This window comes from Zobellella iuensis (assembly GCF_016746085.1).
In the GTDB taxonomy this organism is placed as follows: Bacteria; Pseudomonadota; Gammaproteobacteria; order Enterobacterales; family Aeromonadaceae; genus Oceanimonas; species Oceanimonas iuensis.
This window is the reverse complement of the sequence record NZ_JAERTZ010000025.1, coordinates 531519-556026: the sequence shown is the minus strand read 5'-3', so window position 1 is coordinate 556026 and position 24508 is coordinate 531519. Positions and strand designations below refer to the sequence as shown.

Below are 24508 nucleotides of genomic sequence, written 5' to 3'. Positions count from 1 at the left end.
AGTGGCACTCAAAGCCGGAATCGGGGCTCGTCGTTGTCTTCCGGCAACGCCTCGTCGGACAGGCGGATCACCGGCTCTACCCGGCCCCGGCCGGTTGGGGACTGGGTGAAGGGGCGCTGGCTGATGGTGTCCAGGATTTCCTGGCGCAGCGCCTCCGGGCTGGGCCAGTCTTTGGGTGAGAGGTGGACAAGCGGCAGCCCGGCCTCGCTGATATGTTGCAGCAGCCGCTGGCGCTGGCGCCCGTCGGTCTTGCTCAGGCTGTCATCCACCAGCATCACGCCAACCCTCACCTTAAGATCTTTAGGCGAGCAGAGCACAAAATCCAGTCTTTCGCCGTAGAGTTCATGCCAGGCCTGCTCCCGGTGCGCCTTCTTCAACACCGGATTCAGCTCCAGCAGATCGCTCAGACGGACGGCGGCAAACACCCGCAGCTCCCGCCCCAGGGCGCTGTCCAGCAAGCGGAGGGCGCTCGCGGCTTCGGGACTGAACAGCAGTCTCTGCCGATAGGGTTGCTTTGGGGTGCCGCGCCACAGTCGGCGCAACAGGCCGAGCGAGACCAATAACACCAGCAGGGCCGCGAGGCTGAACATCAGCCAGTCAAGCAGGGATACGGGAAGCAGATCAGTCATGGGATCCTGGGTTGTTCGCTGAGTCGGAGTGGGAGAAAACCCGCCCAGTGTAGCAGAGGACGGTGGATAAACAGAATAGCGGCGGATGGCCGCCGCACCGTCATCAGGCAACTATTGTGCCGCTTTCTGGTGGCGGTGCTGGCTTGTCGTTCGCCGGCCACCTATAATCCCCGCCATTAGAAAACCTTATCGAGGTATCGATGTCCCGGCGACTTCCCCCGCTCAACGCGCTCAAGGCGTTCGAGGCGGCCGCCCGCAACCTGAGCTTCACCCGGGCGGCGGAAGAACTGTTCGTGACCCAGGCGGCGATCAGTCATCAAATCAAGGGGCTGGAGGAATACCTGGGCATCAAACTGTTCCGGCGGCGCAACCGCTCCCTGCTGCTGACCGAAGAAGGACAGAGTTACTTCCTGGAGATCAAGGATATTTTTTCCGCCATCTCCGATGCCACCGAGCGGCTGCTGGCGCGCAGCGCCAAGGGGGCGCTGACCGTGAGCCTGCAGCCGAGCTTCGCGATCCAGTGGCTGGTCCCCCGGCTGGTGCGATTCAGCGAGGTGCATCCGGATATCGATGTGCGCATCAAGGCGGTGGATCTGGACGAGGGCTCGCTCACCGACGATGTGGACGTGGCGATTTATTACGGCAAGGGCAACTGGCCGGGGCTGCGGGCCGACAAGCTGCATACCGAGTACCTGATCCCGGTATGCTCGCCGATGCTGCTGATGGGCACCAAGCCGCTGAAGACCCCGGAGGATCTGACCCGTCATACCCTGCTGCACGATACTTCGCGCCGGGACTGGAAAGCCTGGTTCAAGCAGCTGGATATCCAGGCGGCGAACGTCAATCAGGGTCCGATTTTCAGCCATTCCTCCATGGTGATCCAGGCCGCCATTCACGGCCAGGGAGTCGCCCTGGGGCACAGTGTGCTGACCCAGCCGGAAATCGATGCGGGCCGCCTGGTGTGTCCCTTCGAGCAGGTGTTGATGTCCAAGAATGCGTACTACCTGGTGTGTCATGAATCCCAGGCGGCACTGGGCAAGATTGCCGCCTTCCGCGAGTGGATGCTGGCGTTGGTGATCAAGGAAGAGAAACAGAAGGCCCTGAACGGATGAACAAGGTATTGATAGACGGCCCGGATAACGCCGACCACCGGGTGCTGCTGGCCCATGGCGCCGGTGCCGGCATGGAACACGAGGTGATGCGACGGCTGGCCGAAGGCCTGGCCGATGCCGAGATCCAGGTGATCCGCTTCGAGTTTCCCTATATGCAGAAAACCCGGGATGACGGGCGCAAGCGACCGCCGGACCGGGAGCCGGTATTGCTGGCCTGCTGGCGGGAGATGGCGGCGGAATTCGCCCATCCCGGGCTGTTTCTGGCAGGCAAGTCGATGGGCGGTCGCATGGCGTCGCTGGTGGCCGACGAACTCGCGCCCGAGGGGCTGGTCCTGCTGGGCTTTCCCTTCCATCCGCCGGGCAAGCCGGAGCGGTTTCGCGGCCAGCATCTGGCCACGATAGTCACGCCTACCCTGCTGGTGCAGGGGGAGCGGGATACCTTCGGCAACCGGGAGGCGGTAGCCGGTTACGATTTGGCGGAGGGGGTTGAAACGCTGTGGGTGAACGACGGTGACCACAGTTTCAGCCCGCGCAAGGCCTCGGGTTTCACCCTGGAGCGCAACCTGGCGACGGTGGTGGCCGGCATGAGGAGGTTTGTGCTTGCTCGTTAGACTCTGGTTCTATTTGGCGGGCGGACTGGGCCTGAGCGCCACCGGCCTGGGGGCCTACGGCGCCCACGGGCTGGCGGCAAGCGGTCGGTCGGAGGCCCTGGTCGATGCTTTCAATACCGCGGTGCAATATCAGTTTTATCATACCCTGGCGTTGCTGCTGGTGGTGGTGGCGCTGCATTCACGGCCGGTCAAGGCCCTGCATGTGGCGGCCGCGTTGTTTGCCCTGGGCGTGTTGCTGTTCAGCGGCAGTATTTATGCCATGGTGCTGTTTGGCATCAAAGGCATTGGTTGGCTGACTCCCCTGGGAGGAGTGAGTTTTATGGCTGGTTGGTTGAGTTTACTGCTGGCCGGTCGTACCTGGTTGAGGTCTGAATGAAACAGTTATTGATTTATTGTCGTCCCGGATTCGAGAAAGAGGCGGCAGCGGAAATTCAGGACAGGGCGGCGGCCATGGGATGTCCCGGTTTTGCCCGAGCCAAGGACGACAGCGGCTTTGTGGTGTATGAATGCTTCCAGCCGGAAGACGGTGATTTGCTGGCGCGCAAGCTGCCGTTCCGGGAGTTGATCTTCGCCCGCCAGATGCTGGTGATCTGGGCCGAACTGAAGGAACTACCGCTCGATGATCGCATCACCCCGGTGCTGGAGGCGGCGGCGGGTATGCCGCTGTGCGGCGATATCCGGGTGGAAACACCGGATACCAACGAGGGCAAGGAGCTGTCGCGTTTTTGCCGCAAGTTTACCGTGCCGGTGCGCCAAGCCCTGCGCGGCAAGGAGCTGCTGACCAAGAACGAGACTCGGAACAGGCCGACTCTGCATCTGTTTTTCCTGGCCAACAATCAGCTGATCATCGGGTATTCCTACTCCTACAATCATTCGCCTTTCCACATGGGCATTCCCCGGCTGCGCTTCCCCGCCGACGCGCCGAGCCGCTCCAGCCTCAAGCTGGAAGAGGCCTTCCATGTGTTTATCCCCCGCGAAGAATGGGAAACCCGCCTGACCTCCGGCCTGCGGGCGGTGGATCTGGGCGCGGCGCCCGGCGGCTGGACCTACCAGCTGGTGGCCCGGGGCATGATGGTGGCGGCGGTGGATAACGGCCCCATGAGCCCGACCTTGATGGACACCGGTCAGGTCAAGCACTATCGGGAAGACGGCTTCAAGTGGCGGCCGGTGCGCAAGAACGTCTACTGGCTGGTGTGCGACATGGTGGAGAAGCCGGCCCGGGTGGTGGCGCTGATGGCGGACTGGCTGATCAGTGAAGATTGCCAGGAAGCCATGTTCAACCTCAAGCTGCCCATGAAGAGGCGCTATGCCGAGGCGGTCTATAACCTGCAGCAGTTGAAGGAAAAGCTGGAGGAGCTGGGCGGTTTCCAGGTGCAGGCCAAGCAGCTGTATCACGACCGGGAAGAGATCACCGTGCACGTGTTCCAGCCGCGCAAGGTGTCAAAACTTGTACCTAAGGTCTAGGCTGGATTCGTCGTCGGTCACCTTGATGTCCATCTCCAGGTGGTTGCGGGGATCCCGGGGCCTGATGTTGAGCCTGACGCCATCGCCCCTGAGCCTGAGCGAGGCCTTGTAGCCGCCGCCGTCCAGGTTCAGGTTGGGCCTGTAGTCCTTCATCGACAGGCTCACCGAGCTTTCCGTCGACAGTTGCAACCGGGGATAGGCGGTCAGCCGGGCGTTGCCATCCTCGTTTTCCCGCAGCTCGATATCCAGGCCGTAACGCTTCTTGGGGCTATCGCTGATCAGCTGTTGGGGATCTATGGTAAAGCGCAGTTCCTGAGCCTGCGTCTGCAAGGGTAGAAACAGAAAAACCAGTATCAGTCGACTGTCCATGATCGTCGCCTCGTTCGTCCATATAGCTAACTATAGCAGCGAGGCGGGGGCGAGCAGGCAGGAAAGAAACAGGGGGCCGCTGGCCCCCTGCTGCGTTACAGGTTGGCGATAATCGCCTGGGTAAACTCGGTGGTGCTGGCGTTGCCGCCCAGGTCGCGGGTGACCGTCTTGCCTTCGGCGATGGTCTTGCGCACCGCTTCGCGGATCTGGCGGGCCTTGTCCTGCATGCCCAGGTGTTCCAGCATCTGGATGGAGGCCAGGATCACCGAGCAGGGGTTGGCGATATTCTGGCCGGCGATGTCCGGCGCCGAGCCGTGCACCGCCTCGAAAATCGCCACCTCCTTGCCGATATTGGCCCCGGGGGCCATGCCCAGGCCACCCACCAGGCCGGCGCACAGATCCGAGAGAATGTCGCCGAACAGGTTGGTGGTAACGATGACGTCGAACCGCTCGGGATACATCACCAGGTTCATGCAGGCCGCATCCACGATCATCTCGTTGGTTTCGATATCTTGGTAGCGCTTGGCTACTTCCCGGGCCACGTCCAGGAACAGGCCGGAGGTGGACTTCAGGATATTGGCCTTGTGTACTATGGTGACCTTCTTGCGGCCTTCGTTGCGGGCCAGCTCATAGGCGAACACCACGATGCGTTCGGCGCCCTCGCGGGTGATGATGCTCATCGCCTCGGCACTGGCGTTGTCCTCGGAGCGCTTCTGACCGGCGCCCGAGTACATGCCTTCGGTATTTTCCCGGATAGTGATGATGTCGATGTTCTCGAACCGGCTCCTGGTGCCTTCGAAGGACACCACGGGGCGGACGTTGGCGTACAGGTTGAACAGCTTGCGCAGCGAGACGTTGATGGAGGTGAAGCCGCCGCCGACCGGGGTAGTCAGAGGGCCTTTCAGGGTAATTTTGTTGTTGGCAATCAGGTCGAGGGTCGCTTGGGGGAGAAGTTCACCGTGTTTTTCCAGGGCCATCAGGCCGGCATCGGCGTAGTCGTAGTGAAAATCACAACCGGCGTGATCCAGAATTTGCAGGGCGGCATCGATAATGCTGGGACCAATGCCGTCGCCCGGGATCACGGTGATACTGCGTTTACTCATGGGCAGTTTTTCCGTTATCAGTTACAGAGGTAGGGGACGTTGTTTTGCGCGGCTTTTATAACATTTTTATCGTATTTTGCCTATGGCCCTTTCGTTGAAGGCCGGTATCGCAAATCCTTAAGGTTAAAGCCAAGCTCGATATCATCCACCAGTCTGACCAGCTGCCTGGCCAGCAAGGCCTCGTGTTTATGCCGGTGGACGCTATGTTCCTCTTTGCTGGCGGGGGGGCTGGCGAGCAGCCGGTCCAGGTTGCCGAATTGTTGCAGCAGGGCTTTGGCCCGTTTGGGGCCTATTCCGGGCACGCCCTTGATCTGGCTGCCGGAGACGCCGGTCAGGGCCCAGTAATCCACCAGCTGCGAGGACGACAGGCCATAGTGTTGTTGCACATAAGCCGCGTCGAGCCAACGCTGGTTGAAGGGATCCCAGACTCGGGTATGGGGGCCGAGCAGCTGGCAGAAGCCCTGGTCGGTGGAGACGATGGTGGTGGCCAAACCGCGCCGTGCCAGGGTATTGGCCAGGGTGGCCACCAGGTCGTCGGCTTCATCGGTATCGGACAGCAGGGCATCGATCCCCTGTTGCCAAAGGCCCTGCTGCAATTCGCCGAGATAGGCGGCGAGGGCGGCAGGCATGGGCTTGCGGCCGGATTTGTAGGCGGGGTAGAGCCGGTGGCGAAAACCGGTGGGCGCCCCATCAAACACGGCCACCACATGGCTGGCATTGAACTGGGCGAGCAACCGGCCGGCGGCGTGGTGCAGGGCCGCCCCGGTGGCCACCAGGGCGGCCGCCGGATCCCGTTGCCGAGCTTCCTGCACCGCATAGAGCCGACGGATCAGGTTGAGGGCATCGAGGACCAGTAACTGCATGGAAGATCAGCGGTTGATGCGGTAGCAGGGCACATAGGTCGAGCCCGGCAGTTTCATCCGTTGCTGCTCTACAAACTGCTGCAGCAGTTTGTCCATCATCTTCATCAGCTTGGGATCGCCATTGATCAGGAAGGGGCCCTTCTTCTCGATGGCGCGGATGCCCCCCTCCTTGACGTTGCCCGCCACTATGCCGGAGAAGGCACGGCGCAGGTTGGCGGCCAGTTGCTGGGGCGCCTGCTCCCAGTGCAGGTTGAGGTTGGCCATGCTGTCATGATTCGGGATGAAGGGCAGCTGGAATTCCGGCTCTATCTTCAGGGACCAGTTGAAGGAATAGGCATCCCCCACCGACTTGCGATAGTCCCGCACCAGCGGCATGGCATTCTTGACCCGTCGTGCCACCTCGGCCGGATCATCGATGATGATCTGATACAGGGACTGCGCCTCGGCGCCCAGAGTGTTGCCGATAAACTCGTCCACGCTGCGGAAGTAGCTGGCGCTCTCCTTGGGACCGGTGAGGATGATGGGCATGGGCTGATGGCGGTTTTCCGGATGCATCATGATGCCGAGGATATAGAGGATTTCCTCCGCCGTCCCCACGCCGCCGGGGAAGATGATGATGCCATGGGCCAGGCGCACAAAGGCTTCCAGCCGCTTCTCGATATCCGGCAGGATCACCAGTTCGTTGACGATGGGATTGGGGGGCTCGGCGGCGATGATGGAGGGCTCGGTCAGGCCGATATAGCGGCTGCCGGTCACCCGTTGCTTGGCATGGCCGACGGCGGCGCCTTTCATGGGGCCCTCCATGGCGCCGGGGCCACAGCCGGTGCAGATGTTCATTTCCCGCAGGCCCAGCTCGCTGCCGACTTCGCGGGTGTACTGGTATTCCACCGGGTTGATGGAGTGCCCGCCCCAGCATACCGCCAGGTTGGGATCGGCTCCCGGATGCACCGCCCGGGCGTTGCGCACTATGGCGAACACCAGGTCGGTGATATGCAGCGACGAGGTCAGGTTGAACTGTCCGGCGCCCTGCAGCTGGCTGTTGACATAGATGATGTCCCGCAGTACCGAGAACAGATGCTCCTGAATGCCGCGGATGATTTCGCCATCGACGAAGGCGTGCTCCGGTGGGTTGAACAGCTCCAGTTTAACCCCGCGTTCACGGCGTATCACATTGATGTCAAAAGATTTATATCGTTCCAGTATTTCCTTGGAACTGTCGGTTTTACTGCCGGAGTTGAGTACCGCCAGGGCGCAGTTGCGAAACAGCTGGTACAGATCGCCGGAAGCGGACTGCTTGAGGCGATCGACCTCGAGTTGTGACAGCAGGTTCATGCTGCCAACCGGATTAATATGGGTGATCATGGTCACTCCCGTGAATGATGTTATTAGTGTCAGGCCATGACTATCTGGTCGCGCCCGGCGTGCTTGGCACGATACAGGGCCCGATCGGCGCGCTCCAGGGCTGAAGTGGTGCTGTCCCCTTTCTGGAACTGGGTGGCACCGATGGAGGCGGTGATGGTAACGCGCTCTTCTTTAAAACGAAACGGAATGTTTCTTATCTGCTCGCGCAGTTTTTCCAGGGGTTTGTGGAGCTTGTCCGGGTTGACGTTGGGCAGCAGCAGCACGAATTCCTCGCCTCCGAAGCGAGCCACAAAATCGGTTTGCCGCAGCGATTTATGGATGGTCCTGGCAATCAGGCGCAGTGCCTTGTCGCCGGCGAGGTGACCATATTTATCATTGATTTCCTTAAAGTAATCGATATCCAGCAGGGCGATGCACAGCGGCTCCTGGTAACGCAGCCAGCGGCGGTATTCGACTTCCAGCCGTTCATCCATGGCGGCCCTGTTGTAAATCTGGGTCAGGTTATCGATAAACAGCTTTTCATTCTGTACGCTCAGTCGCTGCTTGAAGTCGTCGGCCTCGCTCTTGAGCTCGCTGATCTGCTTTTCCATGGCGTTCATGCGGTTCAGCAGCGATTGCTCCCGTTCCTGCAAACGCTCGTGCTGCACCAGGACATGGGTGATGCTGCGCAGGCGCAGCTCGATTTCTTCCTTGAGCCGATCCTTGTCCTGGCCGACCAGGTGCTCACCTATGGCCCTGAGTTCGCCGGCGATATGATGGCCATGATGGGTTCTGGCATCAAACAGCGCCTGTCCTTCACTCAGGGAAATGGCAAAATTGTGGTGCATTTCACCCAGGTTGGTGTTGAGCTTGGCAAGAAAGAGCGTGGAATTCTGCCGTTCCTGTCGGCAGCCCTCTATGGTCAGTTCAATCAGGCGCAGGCACAGCGGGGGCAGCGCGGCGGGGTCCACCTGCTGCAACAGCTGGCTTTGTATCTTGGCGAGGGCGGCGCCTATCTCACCGGAAAAGTGCAGCTCATCGATCAGCTGTTGCAGCCTGGAGCATATTTCATGGTGGTGGGCGCGGGACAGGGTTTCCTGCTCCACGCAGTGTTTGACGGCCGCCTTGTAACACTCCAGCAATTGCCAAAGCTGCCCCTGGTGGCTGCCGTCCTGGCGTGCCAGTTCGGTCAGCAGCTGCTCGGTCTGGGGCGGGCAGTAGGCGGATTGCCGCAGTTCCTGCGCCGCGAAGCGCAACCGCTGTCCGTCCAGTTGTTGCCACCGTTGCAGGTGGCTGCTGCTGTTACGCAGGCGGGAAAGCAGGTGATCGAAATCCGCCGTCAGCCCGGCGATATCGGAGCCGGGCTGGGCGTCGCTTCCTGGTGGTAGCGCTCTGGCGTGTCCGACGAACAGTTTTTGCCAGTGCCCGATAAGGCGGCGACCCTGTTCGTTATGAACACCCTGCTGGGCGTTGACCAGCGGGTTTTCCTGCCGTTGCAGGTCGGTAAGCACATCGCCCAGCTTATCAATAACCGATGTCAGTTCCTTTAACATCTGTCTATCGTCGAGATTGTCCATTGTTCACCATTACACCCTAGCGCAGGTGGGCCTGAAGCATTATATCAGTGCTGCCGGCTCTGGGGCCAAGGCATGCCAGTCAATCTGTTGTTTTTTATGGGAGCTGTTGACTTTTACCAGCCCCTTCAGGATGGCCTGTACGCAACAGTGGCGGATTTCGCCGTTAAAAAAAGCCGCCTGCTGACAATCGACGGCCAGCAGTTCTACCCAGGCGAGCTCTCCGGTTTGCTCCGCCAGCTGGTGTGCGGCGGCCATGGCCAGGTAAAGAATATCGCCCAACCGCATATCATCCAGCGCGTGAGGGGCCTTGGGCAGGAACGGATGTCCGATGATACCGATGGCCAGGCGTTGATCAAGCTGAAACTGGCAGGGAAACTCGGTAAACATACGCTCAAGACTCGAAAGGGTCTGCTGCAGGTCCACCACCTGCCGCTGGGAGATCACGTAGATAAACTGGCCTTCCCGCAGATCATAAAGCCGGGCCTTGGGGTGGATGCGTCCCTGCAGGTAATTTCCCAGTTTCTGCTGGATGTTGGCCGCGTGCTCCAGACCCACCCGCTCGCTGAGATCGACCATGAAGGGGACATGCAGCAGGAAGTAATAGATCTTGTCGTTGAAGGGTTGCGCTTCGGTTTCGTTAAGATACCACTGCTCCGAGCGGAGCTGACGCTTGGCCATCTCCTGGGGCAGGCGTTGCATCAGTTGGCGCCAGTTGGGCAGGCCGGTTCTGGGCTCGACCAGCAGGGCATGGCGTAGTTCGGTGCCTTCCTGCTGCAGTCGGCGGCCGCGGATATGGTTGCGGATCATGCCATAGAGCAGCAGGGGGGCGATGAGGCTCAGGCTGGCGGCGAGCAGGGCAAACCGTTGCCTGTCCTGCTGCAGTTGTTCATTTTGCCGGCGCAGGCCGGTCAGCTCCCGCTCTTGCTGCAGTTGCTGGTCGTTGCCCTGTACCAGGCTCTGGGTCAGCAGGCGGTTGAGCCGGCTCGCCCGCTCGAAGTAGGCGTGAAAGGCTTTATGGTGAACCAGGGCCTGGGTCATGTTGCCGCTGGTTTCGAACAGCTGGGCCAGCAGGCGGTGGCTCTCGATAAGCCGGGGCACGTCATCCCGCTGCTCGGCCAGCTGCCGGGCCCGGTCGAGCTGCAGCAGGGCCAACCCGGTTTCCTGTTGTTCCAGATGCAGCTGCCCCAGCTGTAGCAGGGTATCTATTTGCCGAGGAACATCCTGGCTGCGTTCAAAGTTGGCGCGGGCCATATCGAGATAATGCCGGGCTTCGGCAAAGGTCTTCAGCTGCAGGTAGGAGTGACCGATTTCCAGGTAAAGCCGGGCCATCAGCTCGTTATCACCCTGGATCCTGACCAGATCGAGGGCATTGAAGAAGTAGACCAGGGCCAGGTTGGCATCATTGCCGGCGCGGGTGACCCGGCCCAGGTTGAGCAGGGAGCCGATCAGCAGCGGGCTGTTGCCCAGCAGCTCGAACTCGGTGGTGGCCAGATTGGCATAATGGACCGCCTGGTCGGCTTCTCCCAGCGCCGCAGACAGGCTGGCGGCCTTTTCTGCCGCCATCGCCTTGAGGTAGTACTGCCGCCGCTTGTTCAGTAGATCCAGGGTTTCCACATAGTGGGACAGCGCCAGTTCATCCTGCTGCAGCAACTGGTAATACTTGCCCAGCAGATAGTTGGCCCAGGCCTGCTGGATTCCGTCGTCTTGCTGCAGGGCGTGGAGGCGGATCTGCTCGAATGCCTGGCGGGCCTCATCGAATCGCTGCAGGTACAGCAGGGTGGTGGCGCGCAACAATTGCAGGGCGTCTTCCAGGTAGGACGAAGCGTCGCCGTTCAGCAGGGGCTCGGCCTCGTCGAGCAGGGCCTGTGCCTGTTCGGGCGCTTGCCGGGCCAGGGCCAGCTTGGCCTTGATCAGCAGGCTGGCGGCCTGTTCTTCGGGTTGCCGGTAGCGTTGGGCCAGCTCGATAGCCTGGTTGATACTGGCATCGGCCGGCAGCAGCAGTCCTTCGTTCGCCTGGCACAGCGCCTGCAGTTGCCAGGCGGCCAGGCTCTGCTCTCGCGTGCGGTACAGCCGGGCCAGTTCCAGGTGATCAAAGTCCTGACGCGAGTTGATCATCTGCGCCGGGTCGACTTCCCTGCGTTGTAGGAAGTAGTTGGTCAGCGCCACGCATTCATTGGGCCGGCTGAGCATGAGCTGTCGCGCCCGCTGAAGTTCAGTGGGCTCGGGTTGGTATGACGACAGCGGCGGAGCGCCCGCCAGATGCGATACCAGGACGGCGACAGACAAGATCACAATAATGATTACCGGAAAAATGCGGATAACACGGCAGTGTACGGAGCCGGCCGAAGGGAGTCCAGTTCCTGACGCGATTCGGCCGGGCTGAACCCGGTTTTACTGGCGCAGCAGGCGAACATTGGCGGCCTTGCCGGCGACATTGCTGCGGTAGGGATTGATATCCAGGCCGCCACGACGGGTATAGCGGGCATAGACGGTCAGCTCCCGGGGCCGGCAGTGTTGCAGCAGATCCATAAAGATCCGCTCCACGCACTGTTCGTGGAATTCGTTGTGCTGGCGGAAAGAGACCAGGTAACGCAGCAAGGCTTCCCGGCCGATGCGGGGGCCCTGGTAGCGGATCATCAGGCTGCCCCAGTCCGGTTGACCGGTGACCAGGCAGTTGGATTTGAGCAGGTGGGAGTGCAGGGTTTCGCTCACCTCTTCCTCCCCCTCCAGGGCATGGGCGAGCAGGGCGTCGTCGGGTTGGTAGCTGTCTATCTCGATGTCGAGATCGTCGATGCAGTTGCCGGGCAGCACCCCGAACTGGGCCGGCGCGGCGTTCAGATCGAACAGCCTGACTCTGACCCGGCCCTGGGCACAGAGGGACAGATCCCGGGTGAGGATATCCGCGACCTCTTCCAGACTCTCGAAGCGGCTTTGGTTGAAGCTGTTCAGATACAGCTTGAACGACTTGGATTCGATGATGTTGGTACTGGAAGCGGGAACATGCACCTCGCCCATGGCGACCATGGGTTTGCCTTTGGGATTGAGCCAGGACAGCTCATACAGGTTCCAGACGTCCTCGCCGCCGAAGGGCAGGGCATCGGCGCTGAGACCGAGGTCGTCCCGATTCAGGCTGCGGGGCACCGGCTGCAGCTGGCTGGCATCGTATTCACAGACGTAGCTGCTGTGTTTACCCAGGGGGAGTGCGTCCAGCGCCTGAGAGTTCTGGTACTTTTGCTCGGGTGTCATTTCGGGATCCAGTTGGTAATATGCCGATATCTGGCCTTATTGTGAGACTTTGACATGCAAGATCAAGTGGTGACGGCGCTCGGTGCCTTGTTCGAGCGCGTCCGGCGGCGAGGCGGGGCCCCTCTGGCGGATCACGATCCCGCCTTTCCTTCCCCGGCCGAGCTGTTACCGGCCCATGCCGGCAAGGTCGCCTGGCAGCCCTGGCGGCGGCCGGAGCCGGCCGGCTTCGACAATGTTGCCACCGCCCTGGCGATGCCGGTGCATGCGGCCCTGCCCGCCTTCTTCGGCCATTATTTCGCCGGCAACCTTCCGGTGTGTTTCAAGGGATTGTTTCTGACCTTGCTGCAACCCTGGAACCAGGAGGATTTTGAACGGCTGCAGCAAAATCAGATAGGCCACCAGCTGATGCTGCGCAAACTGGGGCTGCCGGCAAGCTGGTTTCTGGCCTCCTGCCGCGACGAACAGCGGTTGGTCACCCTGGACAACGCCAGTGGGGAAGTCCTGCTGGAGCGTCTCGGCAAGGGCCCTATCGGGGTGCTGGCCCCGGACCTGGCCACTTTTTTGCAACGGCTGGAACCCTGTTAAGGGTTCAATCCTTAAAATCCCAGGACAGGTTGGACACCAGCCGGCAGGGATCGCACACAAAATCGAAGATGTCGTGCACCGGCTCCGCCAGCTTCCAGTCACCGCCACAGCCCGGGCAGGGGCGTTCCTGCTCGGCGGCCAGGCTGTCGCCTCCGACCCGGTACAAGTAGTAGAAGGTGGGCACCTGGGTCAGGTATTCGATGCGTTTGGCCAGATCCCGGCCGCGACGGGCCAGCCGGCTGTCCGGCTCGCCGATCTCTCCCACGGCGGCATGCTCCAGGATGGAGCCGTTCATCTGCAGTTGATCACAGGCCTCCCAGTCTTCCTGCCATTTCAGCACCTGCTTGAAATCGCCATTGGCGACCGGCGCTATCCGGTAGAGCGGGATGGGCGCGAAGTGTTCGCCGCAGCGCAGCGGCGAACAGGTATGCAGATAGCTGGTGTACAACAGCTGCCAGCTACGCGCCCCGCAGTGGTCGGTGGTGTCCGAGTTCAGATCCTGGCCTTTGACCTGCACCCTGGGAGTGGTCAACCCCACCTGATGCAGCCGGCTGATGGCCTGCTCTACCTGCCGGCTGTAATGCCGCGGGTGCAGGCTGTCCTCTTCCGGGCAGACCACCCGGCTGCTGAGCCAGCCTTGATGGATACTGGTGGGGAATTCCCGCCCCAGGATCTGGCCATTATAACGCAGGGCATCCAGCAACTGACGGATGGCAGGCTCGGCTTCGGCCAGCGCGATATCCTGATAGCAATCGAAACTGAGTTCACAGACCCACATCAGCGGCCCTGCTCCAGCAGTTGCTCGAGGCGGGCGATGCGGGCCTCCAGCTCGGCTACCCGGGTGACCAGATCCGGCGCCGTTACCGGCACCGCGGGGGCGGCCGGCTCGGTCGCGGCCGGAAGGCTGTCCGGCGACTGCCTGTAGCGGCTGACCAGTTGCAGCAGCTGGGGCATATTGACCGGGCCGCCGACCCTGGCCTTGACCGCGGCGGTGGTGATGGCTTTGCCTTCACGCACCAGGCTGTGAATGGCGTTGATAATATCCTGATGGGACATCTTGGCTCCGTAAGGGTTATCTCAGGCTGGCGTTCAGTTGGTCGATGACTTCGGCCCAGTCCGAGTCGTTTTGCAGCCCCTCTTTCAAGAAGGCCGATTGCGACTTGCTCCAGAACGGCGCCTCCACCAACTCCACCTCGGGCGGCAGGCGATGAGCCGCCAGAAAATACTCTATACCCTGGTGGCTGGCATCCAGCCCCAGCTGTTCAAACAGTTCACTGAAAGGGTGGGTGATATGTTCCATCATTACCTCCTAAAACATCATGTTATTACAGCATAGGCGATGGCGGCTCGCGTAGCACCGGCAGGGAGACGTCCAGTACTTTCAGGCCGCCCAGCCAGAGCGAGCCTTCGTCCCGCTGCAGGCCGTCGTGGCTGAACTCGAACTTGAATTGCGCCAGCAACCGTCCCCGTTTCCAGGTGTAACGGTAACGATAGACACTGAGCAGCTGGAATTGCTGCCGGCGGCAGTAGTGTTCCAGCCAGCGGCGGGCGAATTCGCTCTGGCGGCGGACCTGCCAGTAACCGGCCGCCAGCAGAAACAGGCCCAACAGCGCCAGTAACTCAGTCACGGGGGACCGCAAACAGGTTGCCGATGGCGCTTTTCAGGGCCTGGGACAGGGCCGGGTTGTGCAGGTTGGCCAGGATCAACGGGCGCAGCGCCGGGGTCGAGACCAGCTCGGCAAAGAGGCCGTTGAACAGTGTCGGGTGTCGGCCGGCGAGTTGCTCCAGGTAGGGCAGCAGCAGTGCCTCATCGGTCAGCTCCTGCCACAGGCGCGCCGCCAGGCTCAGCATCAGCGGTTGTCCCGGCGCCAGCGCCAGCAGGCTGGCAATCTTGCGGCGGCGGGCGTCGAAGGGAGGGGTACCGGCGGTGGCGCGCAGCAGCAGGCTGATGCGTTCCTCGTCCGGCGCCTGTCGTTCCAGCTCGGCGCTGATCGCCTCGAGCAGGCGCTCGGCCAGGGACAACGGCAGAGGGTGATGCTCGCACTGGGTCAACAGCGCCTGTTGCACCGGCTGGGGCAGAGTGAACAGCCGTTGTTCGAATTGACGGCACAGCCCGGGATCCCCGGGCAGGCGGGCCGCCAGATCCGCCAGTCCCTGCAGTCCCAGTTGTTGCCAGTCGCCCGGCTCGGGGGAGGCCAGGTAATCGGCGGCCGCCTGATAAAAGGCCGAGGGCGGCAGCCCCAGATCCAGCCGCAGCCGGGCATGGAAGGCGGCCAGCTTGTCCTGGCCGGGCTGGAAGGTAAAGGGCGTCTGGGCCAGCCGTTGTTGCTGCTCGTCACTGAGCGGGGCGGCCGGATCCTGGCCCAGCTGCTCGACCAGTGCGGCGAGGAAGTGCTTGACCGCGGCATGGTTGAACAGGCCGCGTTCGTCCAGTGGGATCTTCAGGAACCACACATAATGCTGCCGATGGTCGTGGCGCTGCCGATAGCTGACCGCCAGCCAGGCGTGGCGTTGCAGCGGCCAGGGATAGGGGCGCTGGCCGGTTTCGATGGCAATGAAGTCGTCCCGGCCGAGCGGCTGCAGGCGACGGCCCAGATCGTAAAGGCGAAACTCGGTGCCTGCCTGGGTTAAAAACTCGCTCAAGGTATCTATCTGCATCGGCTCCTCCTGTCGACCTGGGCCGGATTATAGGGAGTCGGGCGCCAAGATGGTATACTGGGGCGTTGTTTTAAGAGGAGGTTGCCGATGTCTGCCGAGCCCCAGGCACTGCTGTATGCCATTGAACGTGAACTGAAAGTCCTGTCCTGGTGGCAGAGTGTGCCGCCTTCCGCCAAGGCGTTGGCAAGCACGGAGCCATTTTGTCTGGATACCCTGACCTTCCCCCAGTGGCTGCAATTCGTGTTGCTGCCACGCATGCAGGCCCTGATCGACTCTGGCGCCCCCCTGCCGAGCCGGATTTCGGTTTATCCCATGGCCATCGAGAGCTGCAAGCTACTGGCCGAGGATACCCGGGCGCTGGAAGAAGCCATTGCCCGGCTGGATGAGGCCCTCTCCGGCCAGCGGGTGTCCCGCGAAGGATGAGCATAGATATAGTGTACGAGGATGACTGGCTGGTGGCGGTGAACAAGGCCGCCGGCCTCCTGGTTCATCGCAGTTGGCTCGACAAGGGGGAAACCCGCTTCGCCATGCAACTGACCCGGGATGCGGTCGGCTGTCACGTGTTCCCGGTCCACCGGCTGGACCGCCCCACCTCCGGCCTGCTGCTGTTTGCGAAAAACGCCGACGTGGCCCGCTCCCTGACCCAGGCCTTTACCGAACGCCGGGTCGGCAAGCACTACCTGGCGGTGGTGCGCGGTTATATGCCGGAGCAGGGGCGACTGGACTATGCCCTCAGTCATCGCCTGGACGCTATCGCGGACCAGTTTGCCGAGGCCGACAAACCGGCCCAGCCGGCGGTGACGCACTGGCGGTGCCTGGCCCAGATCGAGTTGCCTTTCGCGGTGTCCAAGCAGCATGCCACCAGTCGCTACAGCCTGGTGCGGCTGCATCCGGAAACCGGGCGCAAGCATCAGCTGCGTCGCCATATGGCCCATCTGTTCCATCCCATCGTGGGGGATACCACCCATGGTGACGGCCGTCATAACCGTTTCTTCCGCCAGCAGTACGGCTGCGATCGCCTGCTGCTGCATGCCGCGGCCCTGGAACTGAACCATCCGGTGACCGCGGCGCCGCTGCGGCTGGCGGCCGGGCTGGATCCGCACTGGCAATCGCTGATCTGTGAGTTCGGTTGGCAAAGAGCGCTCGATTAACCAGTGGCCTCGGGTTAAGATCTTTTTTTTCAGCAGGTTAGATTTTTTCTGTGATGCTTCAGCCTCTACTCGACCGGATCAATAATGAAGCCCGCCGGCATTTTGGCCAGGGCGCGGTGGCCGATTATATTCCCGCCCTGGCCCGGGTGCCCGCCGAGCGTTTCGGGATAGCGGTCTGCACCCTGGAAGGGGAACTTTATTGCAGCGGCGACGCCCTCGAGCCCTTTTCCATTCAGAGCATTTCCAAGGCATTCGCCTTGGCCATGGCCCAGCAGCGCTACGGTGACGAATTGTGGCTGCGGGTGGGCAAAGAGCCGTCGGGCAATGCCTTCAATTCCCTGGTGCAGCTGGAATTCGAACAGGGTATTCCGCGCAACCCCTTTATCAATGCCGGTGCCCTGGTGGTGGTGGATGCCCTCGGCTCGCGGCTGTCGGCACCGGTGCACGCCTTTCTGGAGACGATGCGGCTGCGGGCCGGCAATCCGGGTATCCGTATCGATCACAAGGTGGCCGAGTCCGAATACGAGCACCGTTTCCGCAACGCGGCCATGGCCAATCTGATGAAGAGCTTCGGCAACTTCCACAACGAGGTGGACGAGGTGCTGAAGGCCTATTTCAGCTATTGCGCGCTGTCCATGAACTGTGTGGATCTGGCCCGGGCGTTCAGCTTCCTGGCCCATGGCGGGTGCTGCGTGGTGACCGGCGAGCAGTGGCTGCCGCGGCTGCAGACCCAGCAGCTCAACGCCCTGCTGTTCACCTCCGGGTTATATGATGCGGCCGGCGATTTTGCCTACCGGGTAGGCATGCCGGCCAAGTCCGGGGTGGGCGGCGGTATAGTGGCGGTGGTGCCGGGGCGTTTCACCGTGTGCGTCTGGTCGCCGGAGCTGAACGGTTACGGCAATTCGGTGGCGGGGATCTGGGCGCTGGAAGAGCTGTCCCGGGCCCTGGATTTACGACTTTTCTGACAGGAGGCAAGATGGCGGCAGTGGAGATTATTATCGGCAGTGTTTACGGTTCGGCGGTGCTGGTGGCCGAGGCCCTGGAACAGGTGCTGCTCGATGCCGGGCACAGCGTCCGGCTGCATGAGGATGCGGTGCTGGCGGAGCTGGACAAGGATAGGTTGTGGCTGGTGGTCACCTCCACCACCGGTCAGGGCGACCTGCCCCCCAACCTGGTCCCGCTGTTCGAGGAGATCCGCGAACGCTGCCCGCCCATGCCGGCGCTGCGCTATGCCCTGGTGGCCCTGGGCGACAGCAGCTACGAGAACTTCTGCGGCGGCGGCCGCCAGTTCGAGCAGTTGCTGCAGGAACTGCAGGCCCGGGCCCTGGCCCCGCGCCTGGAGGTGGATGCCAGCGAAACCCTGGAGCCGGAAGAGCCGGCGCTGGAATGGCTGAAGGGCTGGATGGGGAACATATAAGCTTGAAGCTTGAAGCTTGAAGCTTGAAGCTTGAAGCTTCAAGCTTATTGCTCCGTCAGGCGGATACCCTCTTCTTCTATCCGGATCAGGCCTTTTTTGTAGAGGCCGCCGATGGCCTTCTTGAAGGTGCCCTTGCTGATGCCGAACAGACGGAAGAGGGTGTCCGGATCCGTCTTGTCGCTGACTCGCATAAAGCCGCCGGATTGCGCCAGCTTGTCCAGTACCGCCTGGGCGGCGTCGTCCACCTTGCCCGGGCCCGGCTTGAACAGGGTCAGATCGATCTTGCCGTCTTCCCGTACCTGTTTGACATAGCCTTTGGTGGCCAGGCCGGTGGGTACCCGGCCCGAGATATCGGACTTGAAGACCAGGCCCCAGAAACGGTTGTCGACGATGGCCTTGAAGCCGAGCTGGGTATGCTCGGCGATCAGTAAATCGACTTCATCGCCCGGCTGGTAACGGGGCTTATCCCGGCTGACGAAGCTGTCCAGCTTGCTGCTGGCCACCATGCGGCCTTCGTAGTCCAGGTAGAGGTACACCACGTAATGGCGCCCCTCATGCATGGGCTGGCTCTGCATCCGCTGGGGCACGAAGATATCCTTCTTCATGCCCCAGTCGAGGAAAGCGCCCAGGCGATTGGTGGTGACCACTTTCAGCGAGGCAAACTGGCCGACCCTGGCTTTGGGCGCTTCGGTGGTGATCACCGGCTCCCGATCCGCATCCAGATAAACAAAGACCGCGATGTCCTCGCCCGGCTGGCAAGCGGCGGGCAACTGGCGGCGAGGCAGGAAGGCTTCACCGTATTCACCGGCATCCAGCCATCCGCCCTTGTCATCCAGGCGCAGCAGGGGCAGGGTGTTGTTATCGCCAAGCTTGATCATGGTGGTTACCGTCGTTGCAAAAGGCGGATCTTAGCCTGCCGAGGCGAGAAAGGCCACCACCGTGAAACGGAAGGTTTTAAAATTTTAAAAATTAAACTCTTAAAATTCAATTGATTATAAGCTTTCAATTGCCTTGGCCAGTAAAAATACTGCTACAATCGATAAAGCTTAACGGCAGCGTTGGTAATTCAGGCGACGTTTTATCCCGGCATGGCGCAGCTCCAGGCTGACTGTCCTGCCCATGAGCAGGAGCCGAAAACAGCATGATCCCTGACCAGATCATCATCCTTGCCATTCTCTTTGTCACTGTGATCATGTTTTTGTGGGGTCGCTGGCGCCACGACATGGTGGCTGCGGGGGCTCTGCTGGCCTGTATTCTGACCGGTCTGGTACCCGCGGATGATGCGTTTAGTGGTCTGAGCCATCCGGCGGTGATCACGGTCGCCTGCGTACTGGTGCTGAGCCGAGGCCTGCAGACGTCCGGGGCGGTTGACGTACTGGCTCGCCAGTTACTGCCGACCCAGGCCGGTCCGACCCTGTCCATCGCCGCACTCACTGGACTTGGCGCCATACTGTCGGCATTTATGAACAACGTCGGCGCGCTGGCGTTGCTGATGCCGGTCGCGGTTCAGATTGCCCGGCGCCAGGAGCTGCCCCCGGGGCGGGTACTGATGCCATTGGCTTTCGGTACCATATTGGGCGGGATGACCACTCTGATTGGCACGCCTCCCAACCTTATCGTGTCCGGCTTTCGTGAAGCGACCGGCTCCGGTGCCTTCGCCATGTTCGATTATACCCCGGTCGGATTGGTGGTGGCGGTGTTGGGGAGCGCTTTTGTGGCCTTGGTCGGCTGGCGACTGGTGCCGGCACGCAAACAGGCTGGGGTGGAGGGGTTCGATTCCGGCGCCTATATCACCGAGGCCCGTGTACCCGAAGGCTGCAAGGCCGAAGGACAGACGCTGCGCGAGATAGAGCTGGCACTGGAGCAGGCCGACGCCCAGGTATTGGGGCTTGTGCGCAACGAAGTACGAGTGACACCCTCCAATCCTCACCGGCGAGCGCGGGCCGGCGATATTCTGATTATTGAAGCCGAAGCGGAGGTCCTCGCCAATGCCTTGTCCAGCCTCGGTCTCAAACTGGAAGAGGCCAAGCCGGCGAAGGAAGAGTCGAAGAAAAGGGAGGTCACAGCGGAAGCCGAGGATGACGAGCAGGAGGAAACAAGTGAGTCTGTCTCCGAGCCATCCGATGAAATCGTATTGATGGAGCTCGTCATTTTGCCCAACTCTGATCTGCTCGGTCGCTCTGCACGAGGGATACAGCTGCGTACCCGTTACGGGGTTAACCTGCTGGCGGTGTCACGCCAAGGACAGCGTTCGGTGACACGGCTGCGGGCTCTGGTATTTCGAGCCGGTGATCTGCTGCTGATGCAGGGGGCACCCGAGGCGCTCTCCGAATTTGCGACCAGCGCCGGTTGTGTGCCCTTGGCAGAACGCGATCTGCGCATCCCCGATAAGGGCAAGGCGCTGACCTCAGCGGCCATCATGGCGGTGGCGGTGGGGGCGGCTGCCTTCGGTATCCTGCCTGCGGCGGTGTCGTTCGCCGCCGGTGTGCTGGCTTCCATGGCATTGCGTACAGTGCCACCTCGCTCGGTATACAGTGCCGTGGACTGGTCGGTGGTGGTATTGCTCGGTGCCCTTATCCCGGTCGCTGGCGCCATGGAGTCCACCGGTACCGCCTACCTGATTGCCCGCCTGTTGTTGGATGGTGTGGCCCAGGGACATGCGATTGTGGCGTTGGCGCTGATCCTGGTCGTGACCATGACCCTATCGGATTTGATGAATAATGCGGCGACGGCGGCGGTCATGTGCCCTATTGCCATCGGTACTGCCACCCAGTTGGGAGCGAACGCGGATCCTTTCCTGATGGCGGTGGCCATCGGTGGCTCCTGTGCTTTTCTGACACCGATAGGACACCAGAACAATACTTTGATCCTTGGACCGGGTGGTTTTCACTTTGGCGACTACTGGCGCCTGGGCTTGCCTTTGGAGCTGCTGGTGGTGCTGGTCAGCATACCCATGCTGCTGTGGGTATGGCCGCTCTGAGCGGATATCGGTGCAACGGGAACCCCTGGGAAAAGAGCGATACTGCGCCATTGTTCGGCCATAATTAAGGCAAATAAATCCGGTGTCTGTTGAAACCTGTTCCGGTGAAAGGCAGGCCCTGACCATGATGAGGACATCACCATGCATAATGAACTGGATAACAAGGTCATACTGGAAGTGTTCGACAAGATCCGTCGTTTCGGGGAGCCTTATGAGGACGGTCATATGTTGGAGGGGATAGTGGCGCGCAGCGATTTCGACGGCTACAGCGTGCATCTTTCCGGCAGCGGCGTCAGCCTGCAGCTCAACTTCCACCAGAGCTACCATTTCGACTATGCCACCGACACGCTCAAGGAGCAGTTCATGGCCAAGATCGATTATATTCATCGTCATTTCAACGGCTGAACAAGGAGTCAGGCCGACGCTGACCGTTGTTCCTGAGGCTGGCGACGCCCGGCCAGGGGCGCCGCCAGTTGGGCTCAGAGCTTGTGCGCCTTGACGCTGCGGCCTTTGATCTTGCCCTGCTGCAGGTGCTTCAGTGCCTGACGGGCCGCGTCCCGGTGCACCGCCACGTAGGACTGCATTTCGGTGATATCGATTTTTCCCACCTGGCTGCCAATGATGCCGGCCTCGCCGGTCAGGGCGCCGAGAATGTCGCCGGCGCGGATCTTGATTTTGCGGCCGCCGGCAATGCACAGGGTCACCATCTCCGGTTGCCGCGGGGTGGAGCCGGCATCGAGCCCGGCCAGGTTGCCCTGGGGAATGGGGGCCTGCTGGTACTCTTCGATCAGATTGACCCGGTAGGCTTCCTTGGGGCTGTAGAGGGTGATGGCGAGGCCCTGCTGGCCGGCGCGGCCGGTACGACCGACCCGGTGCACATGCACTTCCGGGTCCTGGGTGACCTCGTAATTGACCACCATCGCCAGCTCCTTGATATCCAGGCCGCGGGCGGCCACGTCGGTGGCCACCAGCACATTGGCGCTGCCGTTGGCGAAGCGGATCAGTACCTGATCCCGCTCGCGCTGCTCCAGATCGCCATTCAGGGACAGGGCGGCGAAGCCCAGGCTGACGAGGTGATCGGCCACCTCCTGGCAGGCCCGCTTGGTATTGCAAAACACCACACAGGACGCGGGCGCATAATGACCGAGCAGGCTGGCCAGGGCCTGCCGGCGCTGTTCCGGCTCGACTTCGAACAGGGTCTGCACTATGGCGTCGGCCCGTTGCGGCTCGGTTACCGAGACCTGCTCGGGTCGGCGCTGCAGGCCCCGGCTCATTTGTACTATGCCTTCCGGATAGGTGGCGGAGAACAGCAGGGTCTGGCGTTCCCTGGGCGCAAAGGCAACCACCTGGTGGATGTCGTCGGCAAAGCCCATGTCCAGCATCCGGTCCGCTTCGTCCAGTACCAGGGTATTGAGGGCATCCAGCTTGAGGGTGCCCTTGTCCAGGTGCTTGAGCACCCGGCCCGGGGTGCCGACCACTATGTGCACGCCGCCGGCCAGGGCGGTGAGCTGGGGGCCGTTGGGCGAGCCGCCGCACAGGGTGACCAGGCGGACGTTGGCCATGGTCCGGGCCAGGCGGCGCAGTTCCCGTGCCACCTGATCCGCCAGCTCCCGGGTGGGGCAGAGCACCAGGGCCTGTACCGCCAGCCGGTTGACATCCAGCCGGGCCAGCAGCCCCAGGCCGAAGGCCACCGTCTTGCCGCTGCCGGTGCTGGCCTGGGCAATCACGTCCTTGCCGGCCAGTACCAGGGGCAGGCTCTGCGCCTGAATCGGCGTCATTTGGGTGTATTCCAGGCTGGTCAGGTTATCGACCAGGGCCGGGGCCAGGGGCAGGGTGGCAAATTCGTTGTTGTTCACGGGGTGCTCTTGATATCAGGTAAAAACGGGTGCCGAAAGGCGGAGGCGCATTGTAGCAGAAAAGCAGGCACGGCTGCGGTTTTTTGCAGCGGCAAAAGGGGGCTCCAGGCAGAGGACACTTTCTTGGAGGACTGATTGGAAAAGCGGGGAAAGAAAGAAGGCCGGCTGCAGACAATCCTTCGGGCTTACCTAAACAGATAACACCGATGCCAAAACAGGCGGACAAAGGGAACGGCTCCGCCGACCGTCACATGCCAAGGACGGCATGTGCGAGCGTACATGGATGTATTCACCGCGTGTCGGCGGAGTTGGCCCTTTGGTCGACTCATGCCAGTGAAACAGACTATGTTGTAATCAAGCCGAGGGCGGCAGGGCCGCCCTCGGGCCGGAGGCCGCTCAGTTGTGCTTGTGCAGCTCGGCGTTCAGTTCGATCGCGGACTTGTTGGTTTTGACCTCGATGCGGCCGTTCTGGGAGTTGCGGCGGAACAGCAGGTCGTTTTTGCCGGCCAGATCGGCGGCCTTGACGGTTTGCACCTCGTGGTTCTTGTCATCCAGCACTGTGACTTTCGAACCGGCGGTGATGTAGAGGCCGGACTCTATGGTGCAGCGATCACCCAGGGGAATGCCCAGGCCGGCGTTGGCGCCCAGCAGGCAACCTTCGCCCACGGAGATCACGATGTTGCCGCCGCCGGACAGGGTGCCCATGGTGGAGCAGCCGCCGCCCAGATCCGAGCCATTGCCCACCACCACGCCGGCGGAGATGCGGCCTTCGACCATGCTCACGCCCAGGGTGCCGGCGTTGAAGTTGATGAAGCCTTCGTGCATGACGGTGGTGCCTTCGCCCACGTGCGCGCCCAGGCGGATGCGGGAGGCATCACCGATGCGTACGCCGGCCGGTACCACGTAGTCGGTCATTTTCGGGAACTTGTCGACCGAGTTGACGCTGAGGGTGCGGCCCTGGGCGCGGGCGGCCAGCTGGCGACGGGCCAGTTCGTCCACCGCTATGGCACCCTCGGAGGTCCAGGCCACGTTGGGCAGCAGGCCGAACATGCCGGACAGATCCAGGCCGTGGGGTTTCACCAGGCGGTGGGAGAGCAGGGCCAGCTTCAGGTACACCTCGGCGGTGCTGGCGGGGGCGGCGTCGGTTTCCAGTATGGTCACCACCAGCGGCTGGCGGGTGCCGGCCAGCACCTCGACTACCTCGGCCTGGGCCTTGGCGTCCACCGACAGGAAGGCCGCTTCCAGATCTTTCAGCTGGGCCGCGTCGATTTCGATGGCCGCGTTGCCACCCTGGTAACCGATGTTGGCGGCTACCGCGCCGACCAGCGCCTCATCCGCATTCAGCAGCGGCAGGTTGTAGTAAACCTCCAGCCATTCCCCTTTGGCGGACTTGGTGCCCACACCCAGACCGAAAGCAAAGTTTGCCATCCTGTTTACTCCGTTAATTGGTTTGCATACCTAATCGGCTGGCGCACAGCGGCCAGCCGGGTGTAAATCTGTTGCAGGCCGAGCTGGCGGCTTGCACAACGGTTCGGCGCAGCACTCG

27 protein-coding genes are annotated in these 24508 nt (G+C 61.8%); 11 read left to right on the top strand and 16 right to left on the bottom strand.

Annotated features, from left to right (window positions below; all coding sequences use genetic code 11):
* Positions 1-8 precede the first annotated feature (8 nt).
* Positions 9-629 (bottom strand): DUF2726 domain-containing protein, encoded by a 621-nt coding sequence (locus JKV55_RS13485; RefSeq protein ID WP_202086416.1) that lies wholly within the window; start codon positions 627-629, stop codon positions 9-11.
* A 200-nt stretch (positions 630-829) separates the two neighbouring features.
* Here JKV55_RS13485 and JKV55_RS13480 point away from each other — a divergent pair, with 200 nt between their 5' ends.
* The 4 genes from JKV55_RS13480 to rlmM are packed head-to-tail and all read left to right on the top strand — an operon-like array spanning position 830 to position 3816.
* Positions 830-1741 (top strand): transcriptional regulator GcvA, encoded by a 912-nt coding sequence (locus JKV55_RS13480; RefSeq protein WP_202086414.1) that lies wholly within the window; start codon positions 830-832, stop codon positions 1739-1741.
* Positions 1738-2352: an alpha/beta family hydrolase gene (locus tag JKV55_RS13475; protein ID WP_202086404.1), complete on the top strand. Its 615-nt coding sequence runs from the start codon at positions 1738-1740 to the stop codon at positions 2350-2352. The genes JKV55_RS13480 and JKV55_RS13475 overlap by 4 nt, the downstream gene beginning before the upstream one ends.
* Positions 2342-2728: a DUF423 domain-containing protein gene (locus tag JKV55_RS13470; RefSeq protein WP_202086402.1), complete on the top strand. Its 387-nt coding sequence runs from the start codon at positions 2342-2344 to the stop codon at positions 2726-2728. The genes JKV55_RS13475 and JKV55_RS13470 overlap by 11 nt, the downstream gene beginning before the upstream one ends.
* The gene (rlmM, locus tag JKV55_RS13465) at positions 2725-3816 is read left to right on the top strand and encodes a 23S rRNA (cytidine(2498)-2'-O)-methyltransferase RlmM (RefSeq protein WP_202086400.1); all 1092 of its coding nucleotides are present in this window, start codon (positions 2725-2727) and stop codon (positions 3814-3816) included. The genes JKV55_RS13470 and rlmM overlap by 4 nt, the downstream gene beginning before the upstream one ends.
* On the opposite strand, the gene JKV55_RS13460 is transcribed toward rlmM, so the two are convergent.
* The 7 genes from JKV55_RS13460 to queF all read right to left on the bottom strand — a co-directional run bounded on the left by JKV55_RS13460 (position 3793) and on the right by queF (position 12315).
* Positions 3793-4185, bottom strand: coding sequence for a hypothetical protein (locus JKV55_RS13460; RefSeq protein WP_202086388.1), 393 nt, complete (start codon positions 4183-4185; stop codon positions 3793-3795). The two genes, rlmM and JKV55_RS13460, sit on opposite strands and share 24 nt — an antisense overlap.
* Positions 4186-4280: 95 nt before the next feature.
* The gene (locus JKV55_RS13455) at positions 4281-5288 is read right to left on the bottom strand and encodes an isocitrate dehydrogenase (protein WP_202086386.1); all 1008 of its coding nucleotides are present in this window, start codon (positions 5286-5288) and stop codon (positions 4281-4283) included.
* An 80-nt stretch (positions 5289-5368) separates the two neighbouring features.
* A complete protein-coding gene (gene xni / locus JKV55_RS13450; RefSeq protein ID WP_202086384.1) occupies positions 5369-6151 on the bottom strand; it encodes a flap endonuclease Xni in 783 nt (260 codons plus the stop codon).
* A gap of 6 nt (positions 6152-6157) precedes the next feature.
* Positions 6158-7513, bottom strand: a complete 1356-nt coding sequence (gene ppnN, locus JKV55_RS13445) for a nucleotide 5'-monophosphate nucleosidase PpnN (protein ID WP_202086372.1) — start codon at positions 7511-7513, stop codon at positions 6158-6160.
* Positions 7514-7542: 29 nt separating this feature from the next.
* A complete protein-coding gene (locus tag JKV55_RS13440) occupies positions 7543-9045 on the bottom strand; it encodes a GGDEF domain-containing protein (RefSeq protein WP_202086370.1) in 1503 nt (500 codons plus the stop codon).
* Between the two features lie 63 nt (positions 9046-9108).
* Positions 9109-11259, bottom strand: a complete 2151-nt coding sequence (locus JKV55_RS13435) for a tetratricopeptide repeat protein (protein ID WP_237332845.1) — start codon at positions 11257-11259, stop codon at positions 9109-9111.
* A gap of 201 nt (positions 11260-11460) precedes the next feature.
* On the bottom strand, positions 11461-12315 hold the full coding sequence (queF, locus tag JKV55_RS13430) for an NADPH-dependent 7-cyano-7-deazaguanine reductase QueF (protein WP_202086365.1): 855 nt from the start codon (positions 12313-12315) through the stop codon (positions 11461-11463).
* A gap of 54 nt (positions 12316-12369) precedes the next feature.
* On the opposite strand from queF, the gene JKV55_RS13425 reads away from it, so the two are divergent.
* Positions 12370-12900, top strand: a complete 531-nt coding sequence (locus tag JKV55_RS13425) for a SecY-interacting protein Syd (protein ID WP_202086356.1) — start codon at positions 12370-12372, stop codon at positions 12898-12900.
* 4 nt (positions 12901-12904) lie between these two features.
* On the opposite strand, the gene JKV55_RS13420 is transcribed toward JKV55_RS13425, so the two are convergent.
* From JKV55_RS13420 to JKV55_RS13400, 5 genes are read right to left on the bottom strand one after another with little or no spacing between them, the layout of a single operon-like run.
* Positions 12905-13678 (bottom strand): Zn-ribbon-containing protein, encoded by a 774-nt coding sequence (locus tag JKV55_RS13420; protein WP_202086353.1) that lies wholly within the window; start codon positions 13676-13678, stop codon positions 12905-12907.
* Positions 13678-13956: a hypothetical protein gene (locus JKV55_RS13415; RefSeq protein ID WP_202086350.1), complete on the bottom strand. Its 279-nt coding sequence runs from the start codon at positions 13954-13956 to the stop codon at positions 13678-13680. Before JKV55_RS13415 ends, JKV55_RS13420 begins: the two co-directional genes overlap by 1 nt.
* Before the next feature lie 16 nt (positions 13957-13972).
* Positions 13973-14203, bottom strand: a complete 231-nt coding sequence (locus tag JKV55_RS13410; protein WP_439654907.1) for a DUF2789 domain-containing protein — start codon at positions 14201-14203, stop codon at positions 13973-13975.
* A gap of 22 nt (positions 14204-14225) precedes the next feature.
* Positions 14226-14528 (bottom strand): DUF3301 domain-containing protein, encoded by a 303-nt coding sequence (locus JKV55_RS13405; protein ID WP_202086348.1) that lies wholly within the window; start codon positions 14526-14528, stop codon positions 14226-14228.
* The gene (locus JKV55_RS13400) at positions 14521-15558 is read right to left on the bottom strand and encodes a DUF3549 family protein (protein WP_202086345.1); all 1038 of its coding nucleotides are present in this window, start codon (positions 15556-15558) and stop codon (positions 14521-14523) included. The genes JKV55_RS13405 and JKV55_RS13400 overlap by 8 nt, the downstream gene beginning before the upstream one ends.
* Positions 15559-15645: 87 nt before the next feature.
* Here JKV55_RS13400 and JKV55_RS13395 point away from each other — a divergent pair, with 87 nt between their 5' ends.
* The 4 genes from JKV55_RS13395 to JKV55_RS13380 are packed head-to-tail and all read left to right on the top strand — an operon-like array spanning position 15646 to position 18126.
* Positions 15646-15981, top strand: coding sequence for a YqcC family protein (locus tag JKV55_RS13395; RefSeq protein ID WP_202086342.1), 336 nt, complete (start codon positions 15646-15648; stop codon positions 15979-15981).
* Complete coding sequence (truC, locus tag JKV55_RS13390) at positions 15978-16709, top strand: tRNA pseudouridine(65) synthase TruC (RefSeq protein WP_202086340.1); 732 nt, start codon at positions 15978-15980, stop codon at positions 16707-16709. Before JKV55_RS13395 ends, truC begins: the two co-directional genes overlap by 4 nt.
* A 53-nt stretch (positions 16710-16762) precedes the next feature.
* Complete coding sequence (glsB, locus tag JKV55_RS13385) at positions 16763-17674, top strand: glutaminase B (RefSeq protein WP_202086338.1); 912 nt, start codon at positions 16763-16765, stop codon at positions 17672-17674.
* Positions 17675-17685: 11 nt separating this feature from the next.
* The gene (locus tag JKV55_RS13380; RefSeq protein ID WP_202086335.1) at positions 17686-18126 is read left to right on the top strand and encodes a flavodoxin; all 441 of its coding nucleotides are present in this window, start codon (positions 17686-17688) and stop codon (positions 18124-18126) included.
* A 44-nt stretch (positions 18127-18170) separates the two neighbouring features.
* Here JKV55_RS13380 and JKV55_RS13375 read toward each other — a convergent pair whose 3' ends face one another.
* The gene (locus JKV55_RS13375) at positions 18171-19004 is read right to left on the bottom strand and encodes a CvfB family protein (protein ID WP_202086332.1); all 834 of its coding nucleotides are present in this window, start codon (positions 19002-19004) and stop codon (positions 18171-18173) included.
* Between the two features lie 263 nt (positions 19005-19267).
* Between JKV55_RS13375 and JKV55_RS13370 the strand changes: the two genes are divergently transcribed.
* Positions 19268-21106, top strand: coding sequence for an SLC13 family permease (locus JKV55_RS13370; protein WP_202086330.1), 1839 nt, complete (start codon positions 19268-19270; stop codon positions 21104-21106).
* Between the two features lie 141 nt (positions 21107-21247).
* A complete protein-coding gene (locus tag JKV55_RS13365) occupies positions 21248-21511 on the top strand; it encodes a DUF3081 domain-containing protein (protein ID WP_202086328.1) in 264 nt (87 codons plus the stop codon).
* 74 nt (positions 21512-21585) lie between these two features.
* On the opposite strand, the gene dbpA is transcribed toward JKV55_RS13365, so the two are convergent.
* Both dbpA and dapD read right to left on the bottom strand, forming a co-directional pair.
* The gene (gene dbpA / locus JKV55_RS13360; RefSeq protein ID WP_202086326.1) at positions 21586-22962 is read right to left on the bottom strand and encodes an ATP-dependent RNA helicase DbpA; all 1377 of its coding nucleotides are present in this window, start codon (positions 22960-22962) and stop codon (positions 21586-21588) included.
* 396 nt (positions 22963-23358) lie between these two features.
* Positions 23359-24390: a 2,3,4,5-tetrahydropyridine-2,6-dicarboxylate N-succinyltransferase gene (gene dapD, locus JKV55_RS13355; protein ID WP_202086324.1), complete on the bottom strand. Its 1032-nt coding sequence runs from the start codon at positions 24388-24390 to the stop codon at positions 23359-23361.
* Between the last annotated feature and the right edge of the window lie 118 nt (positions 24391-24508).

Coding starts and splice junctions, on each gene's coding strand:
- JKV55_RS13485 (WP_202086416.1), bottom strand. CDS start 629: ATGACTGATCTGCTTCCCGTATCCCTGCTTGACTGGCTGATGTTCAGC.
- JKV55_RS13480 (WP_202086414.1), top strand. CDS start 830: ATGTCCCGGCGACTTCCCCCGCTCAACGCGCTCAAGGCGTTCGAGGCG.
- JKV55_RS13475 (WP_202086404.1), top strand. CDS start 1,738: ATGAACAAGGTATTGATAGACGGCCCGGATAACGCCGACCACCGGGTG.
- rlmM (WP_202086400.1), top strand. CDS start 2,725: ATGAAACAGTTATTGATTTATTGTCGTCCCGGATTCGAGAAAGAGGCG.
- JKV55_RS13460 (WP_202086388.1), bottom strand. CDS start 4,185: ATGGACAGTCGACTGATACTGGTTTTTCTGTTTCTACCCTTGCAGACG.
- JKV55_RS13455 (WP_202086386.1), bottom strand. CDS start 5,288: ATGAGTAAACGCAGTATCACCGTGATCCCGGGCGACGGCATTGGTCCC.
- xni (WP_202086384.1), bottom strand. CDS start 6,151: ATGCAGTTACTGGTCCTCGATGCCCTCAACCTGATCCGTCGGCTCTAT.
- ppnN (WP_202086372.1), bottom strand. CDS start 7,513: ATGATCACCCATATTAATCCGGTTGGCAGCATGAACCTGCTGTCACAA.
- JKV55_RS13440 (WP_202086370.1), bottom strand. CDS start 9,045: ATGTTAAAGGAACTGACATCGGTTATTGATAAGCTGGGCGATGTGCTT.
- JKV55_RS13435 (WP_237332845.1), bottom strand. CDS start 11,259: ATGCTCAGCCGGCCCAATGAATGCGTGGCGCTGACCAACTACTTCCTA.
- queF (WP_202086365.1), bottom strand. CDS start 12,315: ATGACACCCGAGCAAAAGTACCAGAACTCTCAGGCGCTGGACGCACTC.
- JKV55_RS13425 (WP_202086356.1), top strand. CDS start 12,370: ATGCAAGATCAAGTGGTGACGGCGCTCGGTGCCTTGTTCGAGCGCGTC.
- JKV55_RS13420 (WP_202086353.1), bottom strand. CDS start 13,678: ATGTGGGTCTGTGAACTCAGTTTCGATTGCTATCAGGATATCGCGCTG.
- JKV55_RS13415 (WP_202086350.1), bottom strand. CDS start 13,956: ATGTCCCATCAGGATATTATCAACGCCATTCACAGCCTGGTGCGTGAA.
- JKV55_RS13410 (WP_439654907.1), bottom strand. CDS start 14,203: ATGATGGAACATATCACCCACCCTTTCAGTGAACTGTTTGAACAGCTG.
- JKV55_RS13400 (WP_202086345.1), bottom strand. CDS start 15,558: ATGCAGATAGATACCTTGAGCGAGTTTTTAACCCAGGCAGGCACCGAG.
- JKV55_RS13395 (WP_202086342.1), top strand. CDS start 15,646: ATGTCTGCCGAGCCCCAGGCACTGCTGTATGCCATTGAACGTGAACTG.
- truC (WP_202086340.1), top strand. CDS start 15,978: ATGAGCATAGATATAGTGTACGAGGATGACTGGCTGGTGGCGGTGAAC.
- glsB (WP_202086338.1), top strand. CDS start 16,763: ATGCTTCAGCCTCTACTCGACCGGATCAATAATGAAGCCCGCCGGCAT.
- JKV55_RS13380 (WP_202086335.1), top strand. CDS start 17,686: ATGGCGGCAGTGGAGATTATTATCGGCAGTGTTTACGGTTCGGCGGTG.
- JKV55_RS13375 (WP_202086332.1), bottom strand. CDS start 19,004: ATGATCAAGCTTGGCGATAACAACACCCTGCCCCTGCTGCGCCTGGAT.
- JKV55_RS13370 (WP_202086330.1), top strand. CDS start 19,268: ATGATCCCTGACCAGATCATCATCCTTGCCATTCTCTTTGTCACTGTG.
- JKV55_RS13365 (WP_202086328.1), top strand. CDS start 21,248: ATGCATAATGAACTGGATAACAAGGTCATACTGGAAGTGTTCGACAAG.
- dapD (WP_202086324.1), bottom strand. CDS start 24,390: ATGGCAAACTTTGCTTTCGGTCTGGGTGTGGGCACCAAGTCCGCCAAA.